The 8,122-nt window shown below is 43.2% G+C and carries 10 protein-coding genes and 1 pseudogene; 3 read left to right on the top strand and 8 right to left on the bottom strand.

Annotated elements, in window-relative coordinates; translation table 11 throughout:
- Positions 1-73: 73 nt before the first annotated feature.
- Positions 74-2,971, bottom strand: a complete 2,898-nt coding sequence (locus PL9214_RS00050) for a HAMP domain-containing histidine kinase (protein WP_072716812.1) — start codon at positions 2,969-2,971, stop codon at positions 74-76.
- Between the two features lie 205 nt (positions 2,972-3,176).
- Between PL9214_RS00050 and PL9214_RS00045 the strand changes: the two genes are divergently transcribed.
- A complete protein-coding gene (locus PL9214_RS00045) occupies positions 3,177-3,752 on the top strand; it encodes a Uma2 family endonuclease (RefSeq protein ID WP_072716811.1) in 576 nt (191 codons plus the stop codon).
- 28 nt (positions 3,753-3,780) lie between these two features.
- On the opposite strand, the pseudogene PL9214_RS32965 reads toward PL9214_RS00045, so the two are convergent.
- The 7 genes and pseudogenes from PL9214_RS32965 to PL9214_RS00015 all read right to left on the bottom strand — a co-directional run.
- A pseudogene (locus PL9214_RS32965) lies at positions 3,781-3,888 on the bottom strand (HNH endonuclease); the annotation flags it as partial.
- 107 nt (positions 3,889-3,995) lie between these two features.
- Complete coding sequence (locus tag PL9214_RS00035; RefSeq protein ID WP_072716810.1) at positions 3,996-4,217, bottom strand: hypothetical protein; 222 nt, start codon at positions 4,215-4,217, stop codon at positions 3,996-3,998.
- Entirely contained in the window at positions 4,183-4,749 is a 567-nt protein-coding gene (locus PL9214_RS00030) for an ATPase (RefSeq protein WP_281250282.1), read from the bottom strand. Before PL9214_RS00030 ends, PL9214_RS00035 begins: the two co-directional genes overlap by 35 nt.
- An 87-nt stretch (positions 4,750-4,836) precedes the next feature.
- Positions 4,837-4,962, bottom strand: a complete 126-nt coding sequence (locus PL9214_RS32610) for a hypothetical protein (protein WP_281250281.1) — start codon at positions 4,960-4,962, stop codon at positions 4,837-4,839.
- A gap of 125 nt (positions 4,963-5,087) precedes the next feature.
- A complete protein-coding gene (locus tag PL9214_RS00025) occupies positions 5,088-6,086 on the bottom strand; it encodes a tyrosine-type recombinase/integrase (RefSeq protein ID WP_072716808.1) in 999 nt (332 codons plus the stop codon).
- Between the two features lie 263 nt (positions 6,087-6,349).
- Positions 6,350-6,580 carry a PIN domain-containing protein gene (locus PL9214_RS00020; protein ID WP_222425175.1) on the bottom strand — a complete coding sequence of 77 codons (231 nt, stop codon included), beginning with the start codon at positions 6,578-6,580 and terminating at the stop codon, positions 6,350-6,352.
- Positions 6,581-6,865, bottom strand: coding sequence for a UPF0175 family protein (locus PL9214_RS00015; RefSeq protein ID WP_072716807.1), 285 nt, complete (start codon positions 6,863-6,865; stop codon positions 6,581-6,583).
- 597 nt (positions 6,866-7,462) lie between these two features.
- Between PL9214_RS00015 and PL9214_RS00010 the strand changes: the two genes are divergently transcribed.
- Together PL9214_RS00010 and PL9214_RS00005 are read left to right on the top strand one after the other, a co-directional pair.
- Positions 7,463-7,807: a plasmid mobilization protein gene (locus tag PL9214_RS00010; RefSeq protein WP_072716806.1), complete on the top strand. Its 345-nt coding sequence runs from the start codon at positions 7,463-7,465 to the stop codon at positions 7,805-7,807.
- A gap of 50 nt (positions 7,808-7,857) precedes the next feature.
- On the top strand, positions 7,858-8,122 hold a 265-nt coding region (locus PL9214_RS00005; protein WP_186440265.1), incomplete at its 3' end, for a relaxase/mobilization nuclease domain-containing protein.

Genomic DNA, 8,122 nt, shown 5'->3' with positions numbered 1-8,122 from the left:
GTCTATCAACTAAGCAAGATAGAGGAAAAATATAAGAAATATATGAGAAGGAGAAAATTTCCCATTCTCTCGATTATTCCGCTTGTGGCTGAACGGGTAGGGTAAAATAAAAGGTGCTTCCTGTGCCCCACACACTCTCTACCCAAATCTGTCCCTGGTGCTGTTGAACTATACTCTTGCAAATAGCAAGTCCTAAACCCGTTCCTCCCTTTTGTCGGGAATCCTGTACATCCACCTGCTGAAATCGACCAAAAATTGTTTCGAGTTTATCCGCAGGAATCCCTCGTCCGCGATCGCGAGTAGAAAAGAGAATATAAGGGAGTGGGGTATGGGTGTTCTCCCTGACTTTCTCCCTGTTTGAATCCTTCGCTTCGATAACCTCTGCCTTTACCGACACTGTACTACCCGCAGGCGAAAACTTGATGGCATTGCTCAATAGGTTAGTTAAGGTTTGCACGATCGCGTCTGGTGCAGCCCATACCGAGACAGAAAGCGGTGTCCAATCGAGATGAATTTTGGCAGTATCCGCTAGAGGCTGCACAGTTTCAACGGCTTGCTCGATCAGATCCGTCACCTCGCAAGCTTCCTTCACCAACTCGGTTTTTTGCGATTCTAATCGTTCTAAATCGAGGATGTCATTCACCAATCGCACCAGTCGATCACTATTATTGAGGGCAATTGAAATCAGATGGTTAAACTTTTCAGAATTGTTGTGATAGATTCCCGATTCCAAGATGCCGAGAGAACCGTGAATGGCAGTCAGCGGGGTTCGTAGTTCGTGACTGACAATGGAGATAAATTCATTTTTCATTTGTTCGATCGCATAGCGATCGCTAATATCTTGAATTTGGGCAATAAAGTAAATAGGATCTTTCCGGCTATCTCGGACAACCGATACATTCACCAGAGCCCAGACAATATGACCTTGTTGATGCAAATACCGCTTCTGCACTTGGTAGATGTTAATTTCACCTGCGATCACTCTTTGTACTTGCTCTAAATTCGTTGCCACATCATCAGGATGGGTAATTTCTGGAAAAGTTTTGGTCAGCAATTCCTCTTGAGAGTAACCCAGGATGTGACAAAGCGATCGATTGACACGAATAAATTGACCTTGAAGTGCTACTAATGCCATGCCGATAGGAGCATCTTCAAAGGCGCTGCGAAACCGTTCTTCACTGCGTTGGAGTTCCTGGGTGCGTTCAGCAACCTGGTGTTCTAGCTCTCTGGAATAATCGGTTAAAATCCGCTCGGCTTGTCGTCGTTTCGTGATATCTTGAAAGGCAAGAATAGCATAGAGAAGATTGCCTGCTGCATCGAAAAACGGAATGGCATGAACCTCCAGCGCTACTCGCTCACCCTTGACTTCAATTTCCAGATCATCTACGAAAGTTGTCTCGCCGAGCAGTGCTTGTGTAACTGGCAACTGCTCTACAGGATAAAGCTGATCGGTTCCCGCTTGATAGATTTGATAGGCTTGGCAGAGTTGTTCAAAAGGCAAGTTGGAAATATTTCCTTGCCCTAAAATGGTTTCACCCACTTGATTGAGGAGAATTTGATTTCCGGTGCTATCAAAGACACTGATTCCTACTGGAACGTTGTGCAGAAGATGCTCAAATCGTTGTTCGCTCTCTTGCAGCGATCGAAATGATGTTTCTAGCTGATGGGCCATCCGTTGAAAAGCGATCGTTAGATGAGCGACTTCACCGACTCCACAGGTTTCGACGGAATAATCTAACTGTCCGGTGGCGATCGCGTCTGCGGCTTGCTGCAATCGATAAATAGGTCGGGCAATCCAACGAGCACTCAACATTCCTGTCCCTGCTGCCACGACTAAAGTTAGCCCACACAACAGCCAGGTTCGCTGGGTATTAGCACGAATATCTGCCATAAAATCGGATTCGGGAATGATCACCACCACCAACCAATCCAAACCATATCGATCTTGGTAAGGAGTCACCCGAACAAAATGTGGCTCGTGGTTACTCATCAGCGTCAATTGTTGGGTTGTTTGCAGGGTACTCAAGTTGCCAAATTTGTGGGTAAGTTGCCGAGCAATATCTCGTGTTCGGGTATCCTTGCTATTTACCGCTAATAATCGCGTTGGTTCCCCTAAAGCTGGCTTCACAAAGGGTATTTCTAGGGTGGATGTGGCAACCAAATTGCCAGAACGCTCCATGATAAAAGTCTGTCCAGAGGGTGAGAATTTTAGCTGATTCAGAAAGGTATTGAATCCAGCCAGGGTAAAATCAGAAGCAAAAACCCCGCGCCATTTTCCGGTAGCGTCGTAGATGGGAGCGAGGGCGTAAATTCCTAAAGTCGGTAAAATCTTGTAAACAGAAATGGGCGACCAAGTTTGTTGACGGGTGGCTTTGCCATAGCGATACCAAGGAGTTGTGCGGTTATCAATCTTGAAGGTATAGATGAGTTTGCGAGGATTGCCTTTGGGGTCAACCAAATAATATTTCCGTTTACCGAGATCGTTACTTTTCAAACTATAGAAAAAAGGGATACCAACGGACAAGTTTTCCCCAGTAACTTTTTCCGATTCTTTGACAGTTTCCTCACTCTGAAAACGACCATAAGCAATGACTTCTGCTTCCTCGTTGCTAAAGAGGATACCTTCGATTAAGGGGTTAAGGGTAACTTGTTGCCAAAATAGCTGTTGTAGCTGCTCAAAGTTTTTTAGGTCAAGGGTTCCCTGCTGTACTGCCAGATGGTTTGCGGCTACAACGTCTTGGGGGGTGTGCAGGTAGATGGTGAGGCGATCATGAATCCGTAGCGATACCTGTTGTGTGAGTTGGTCTGCCAGTTCCCTGACTGATTGCTGTCCACTTCGATCAGACAAATAACCGACTATCCCAACCGCTCCCACCAATTGCAACATAAAAGGAACCGTCAGTAACACTCGGATCGGAATGTTTGCCAAGCCCTGATAGCAGCGTTGAAGTAAACTTGCTCTTTCGGTCATAAGGCAATCATAATACTATACCAGTTTTTTCAAACTATAAAATAAACACAAATCGATTTGTGACAGCTTTATTATAAAATGGTTATTAGCTTTTAGAGATATTACAGATTCAAGAAATAAACCCTCAAGAAACTCCCTGTAGATGATGTCAGACAAGCTGCTAAATAAGTTTAGTTTTAATCACCATACTCAAGGAGATAAAAACATGACACCCTTAATTTTAAATAACCCAGAAATTGCCCCGATTACCGATGAACAATTTTATCAACTTTGTGTCGCAAACCGGGAATTAAAATTAGAACGAACCGCCAAAGGAGACTTAATTATTATGCCACCCACAGGGGGAACAACCGGAAACCGGAATTTAAAATTAGCTCAACAATTAGCCAATTGGACGGATACTGACGGAACCGGAATAGGGTTTGATTCTTCCACTTGTTTTAAACTTCCTAATGGTGGAGAGCGTTCCCCCGATGCGGCTTGGATATCCTTAACCAAATGGGAAGCTTTAACCCCTGAACAGCAAGAGAAATTTCCCCCCATTTGTCCTGACTTTATCATAGAATTGCGTTCCCCTAGCGATTCTTTAAAACCTTTACAAGAAAAAATGCAGGAATATATGGATAATGGTTGTCGGTTAGGTTGGTTAATTAATCGCCAAAACCGTCAAGTTGAAATTTATCGTCAGGGACAAGAAAAGGAAATTTTAGAGAATCCTTCAACCTTATCAGGAGAAGATGTTTTACCTGGATTTGTTTTAAACCTTCAATTCATTTGGTAATGGGTAGCTGGATGTCTAAGCCAGGAGGTCACACCCCCCTGACTCGGCTACAAAACCGTGCAATTTTATCAGAGGAAGCTGTTTTGGCATCATGGCAATGTCCATGAAGTAATTGAAGGTTGTCGTAACGATCCTTACCGCCTTATGTTGCACAATTTCGCTCGGATCTCGGCATGGGGGGAATTTGGCGAGCGCCCTTAGCGTAAGTTTCTGTACGATTGCTACCAAAACCCTTCTCTACAGCTAACTTTGATTCGTTGATGGAGGCTGAGGAATTTCATCTGCGGTTAAGGTGATCACTTTTCCATCTTGCCAAATACTAATGGATTCTCCTAATTTCCGATGTCTATCTAAAGCTTTAGCAATAGCAACTTTAACCCCCGCATCAATTTTTTGATGAAGTTCTGTTAGGGGAATTGGGGGGTTATTTTCAGAGGGTGATTTGATTCCAGATGGCGGGTTCATAAATCATTACATCTTGGTTGTTTGCGAATGCAGCCACGAGTTGAGGACTATTCCTAGAATTATCGTAGACTATCCAAGTATCGCACAGGGATAAATACAAATCAGTTAGGTTTTTCCGTCCCCGTTCATAACGACGGCGAATGACATCTTCTGGGATATTATGACCCCCACTTTCTACCCGTCTGCGTACCCTGGCAATTGCTAATTCTGGACTTTGGAGCCAAAAATAAATTAAGTTAATCTGATAACCTTTACTTTTACAATTGGCTAGAAATCTGGCAAAGCTTCGCGCGGCTAGAGTCGTTTCAAAAGCAAAATCAGCTTCAGCATTAACTAAAGTTTCGAGTCGTTCTAACATTAATCGTCCGGCTTGAATCGCTACGGATTCAGGGTTAAAGGGTGAAAGCCCCGCCGCAATTTCATCAGCGTTTACATATTCAAACACTTCAAGAAAGCTCGGTAAAATTTGCAAAGCTGCGGTGGTTTTTCCTGAACCATTTGCGCCACAAATTATGTATAAATTGGGCATTATTTGAGTTAAAGTTTGATTGAGATAGAGCCGATAAAATTTTCAAATCATCTCAGTCAATCATATCGTTGTTTAGAATTTGTTTTTCACTCAACGGGAAAATCCTAATTTTTTACCCAAGTCCGACTCCCGCCAAAACTGCTGTCTTTCGCTGTGAGTCATGATTTTTGTTGTACCCGCTTTAATCTGATTGGTTGTCAATTCTTTCTTGTTCATTTTCATCCCCAAAACTATCTATCATATTTGGTGTTTTTATGCGGTTTTCTAATAAGTCTAATGTGTCTTTGTCCATCTTGGGAGTGACTAGAATATTAAGTTAAATTTATCAACCCTTCATCGGACTATTCTTCAACCAAATTAGAAAGCAAGCCCGTAATCTCGTGTTGTACCCGTTGCCGATTATCGTCATAAATCATCAAAGTATCAAGTTGCTTGTGCCGCGATAATTTTTGTACCTTCCGCACATTCCCGTCCGTCGCATCGAGTGCAGCAGTAATGGCACTGTGACGAATCCGGTGGGGGGACATTTTCTTGGTGACTCCGGCGGCTTTACAGTATCGACAGACAATCACTCGGATGGCTTCTCCACTGAGACGATGACCTTTATTATGGAAATCCAACGCGGTGAAGAGCGGTTCATTCGGGGTGGTTTTCTTTCGACAAGCCAGCCACTCCGATAGAGCTTGAACCGTACCCGGGGATAAGTCAATGAGTTCCTGATAACTGCCACGGCCTTTACCCAAAATCGATAAAGTCCGGTTGTGAACGTCAAAGTCTGCCACATTACATTTGACCAGTTCCCCCCGGCGTAGGGCATTGTCCCAAAGCAACCGGAGAATGGCGTAATCTCGTTTCCCTAACGGGGTGTTGCGTTGGCAACTCTCCAACACCTTTTTATAAGTCAAACTATCAATCCCGGTTGTATCCCGATATCGCCCCATCAGACGCTCTCCTTTGATATCTTCCAAGGAATATTCACAGACTCCTAACTTGCGTCCCATCGCAGTCAGAGATTTAATCGCAGCTAACCTGCGATTCACCGTTGATTCTTTTAGGCCCTTCTCAATCAGCCGAGATTTATACCGCAGAACCACGGACACCGCTTGTTTTTGAGTCAGGTGCAAAAATTCCAGCACCGTGTCTGGGGTGGGCGGTTTCCCCGTCATCAGGCGGAAAAAATCATTGATGTCTTTTTCGTAGGCTTTGCGAGTATTGGGGCTGCGTTTGTCGGAAAGGAGGTGCGCCAACACATCAAAGTCCTGGGGAAGATCAAAGGAGGTTTCAATTTTGGCATTGAGGGCAATTTCCAGACGTTCTAGGGAGGGGTCGGTGGGTGACATGGGGGAGTCCGTGCGTTTGTTGTAACAATAATTTCCGCAAACGGTAAAGGATGAAACCCATTGTAGAAGAGAGTTAGCAGCGTTTTTGCAGAAGTGATAAAAAAACACACCCCAAGGGGACGGAAGTAGAGATGGATGGAGGTGTGAAGCTGTAAGCAAGGAAGATTATTAGGTAGAAGGATTTAACGCTGAACACTGCAATAGTCTATCTAACCCAATTTAAGGCGACCTCATGAAATAATTTTCAGAAGGGTAAAGGATATCTAAGTCCATTTTCTGATTTGTAACTCCTCAACAACCTGCTGATTATTGACCGTTACAACCTCTAACCCAGTTAAATTCTGCACAAAACTCGCGGCGGGATGCTGACCTGTCTGTAATTCATCAAATACCCCCTGCGGAATCACCACTTTCCCAAAAATTTGAGGCAATAAATCAAGAAGTTCAACCTTGGCTAACTCACTAATGGGTGTTGTATCAGAAACAATAATCATTTAAAAACCTTGCTGATTCAAAATCAATTCGGCTTGTTCAACTTCTTGACGTAATTCCTCCAACTCCTGCGAATCATCAAAAATAGAAATTCCCCATTTATTCATAATTTTAATCAGGTCTAACCGAGAAACCCCCATAATTTTTGCAGCCCTACCACTGCTAATTTCTCCTATCTCCAATAAAGCCATAACATACCCCTGTTTCGCTTTTTGTAAAGCTTTTTCTCGATTCTCAGCCGAAACCTGAATATTTTCTAACGCTTCATCAGCAATTGTTAAAGCCATCCTCAAACTCTCCCAACTCTCCAGTTATATTTTAACCTTAAACCCCAAACCCTCAACACCGAATCCAGAGCTTGTTCAAAAGATTAGATTAAAAGATGCTGATTAATTTGGAAATTATCCAACTCCACCACTCTCGAACCCCTCATTAATTTTTGAGGGAGATGATGAGGAAGTTGCACAATTACTTTCAGGGAGGAGTCTCCTAAATCCGCTTAAATTTTGATGAGCCTCGTTGTATTTTTTTCCCTACCTCTCTCACTACCTATTCGGTATTTTTACTCAGAATTTAATGAGGTTTTTCTGCACTTTTTTGAGTTTCTTGTACACTTTTTTGAGTGGGTTTTGCACTTGTTCTCACTCACTCCCTTTAGTTTCGCCCTAGTTTTCGGTGAGGATGAGTGCAGAAATTACTCAAATTTTACTCAAATTTTACTCAAATTTTGCTCAAAATCACTCGCCAGCAACTCAAGAAAGTTTTAACCCCTACTTCAGGTTTTGAGAGGAGAATTGAAGGAGCAAGCAATAGGATTGTCTATACATAAGTATATCTAAAGTTAGAGTTAGGTTCGGAAAAATCTTGGCTAATTTAAGGCTATTATGAACAAGTCGAAAACTCCCAATCCTAATCACAATCAACCTAAACTCAAACAAATTAATGTGCGCGTTAGCGAAGCTGAGTTACTTTTGTTGCAGCAATATTCAACAGAGTGTAAGCTTTCCATCTCTGAGTATCTGCGGCGTTGTAGTTTGAAACGAAATTTACCTCGCCCTCCTACTTGTTCCCATTCCTCAAAGACAACTCTTTCTATATTGGTGTCAAAGCTTGTTGAGGAACTGAGTGCGTTGAGTGCGATCGCGCGCAGCACCAACCACCCTGATATTAGTGAACGGGCGGTTACCATTGCCCAACTGCTGTCAGAAATTTATAAGGTGTCTTTATGATTGCCAACATTACCCGTGGCTCTAACTTTACTGGAGTATTGCGCTATGTGATGGAGAAGCCCAATGCTGAATTGATGATGACTAATGTAGCGAGTGCATATGGAGAATTAACCGATTTAGCCAAGGCGTTTCGAGTCACAGCAGCAACTAATCCTAGAGTCAAAAAGCCAGTGTATCACCTTAGCATTTCTCCAGCACAAGGAGATACTTTATCTACGGCTCAATGGCTTACATTGCTCAAGGATTTATTAAAGCAACGCCATCTAGCAGAGCATCAATATATTGCGGTACTTCATAGGGATGCCACTTACCCCG

Source organism: Planktothrix tepida PCC 9214 (assembly GCF_900009145.1).
Lineage (GTDB): Bacteria > Cyanobacteriota > Cyanobacteriia > Cyanobacteriales > Microcoleaceae > Planktothrix > Planktothrix tepida.
The sequence above is the reverse complement of the archived record's forward strand: the minus strand, read 5'-3'. Positions and strand labels throughout refer to the sequence as shown.

What these genes read in the sequence shown, in the direction of transcription:
- PL9214_RS00015 (WP_072716807.1), bottom strand. Translation starts at nt 6,865, where the DNA reads ATGGCTTTAACAATTGCTGATGAAGCGTTAGAAAATATTCAGGTTTCG.
- PL9214_RS00045 (WP_072716811.1), top strand. Translation starts at nt 3,177, where the DNA reads ATGACACCCTTAATTTTAAATAACCCAGAAATTGCCCCGATTACCGAT.
- PL9214_RS00050 (WP_072716812.1), bottom strand. Translation starts at nt 2,971, where the DNA reads ATGACCGAAAGAGCAAGTTTACTTCAACGCTGCTATCAGGGCTTGGCA.
- PL9214_RS00010 (WP_072716806.1), top strand. Translation starts at nt 7,463, where the DNA reads ATGAACAAGTCGAAAACTCCCAATCCTAATCACAATCAACCTAAACTC.
- PL9214_RS00035 (WP_072716810.1), bottom strand. Translation starts at nt 4,217, where the DNA reads ATGAACCCGCCATCTGGAATCAAATCACCCTCTGAAAATAACCCCCCA.
- PL9214_RS32610 (WP_281250281.1), bottom strand. Translation starts at nt 4,962, where the DNA reads ATGAACAAGAAAGAATTGACAACCAATCAGATTAAAGCGGGTACAACA.
- PL9214_RS00020 (WP_222425175.1), bottom strand. Translation starts at nt 6,580, where the DNA reads ATGATTATTGTTTCTGATACAACACCCATTAGTGAGTTAGCCAAGGTT.
- PL9214_RS00025 (WP_072716808.1), bottom strand. Translation starts at nt 6,086, where the DNA reads ATGTCACCCACCGACCCCTCCCTAGAACGTCTGGAAATTGCCCTCAAT.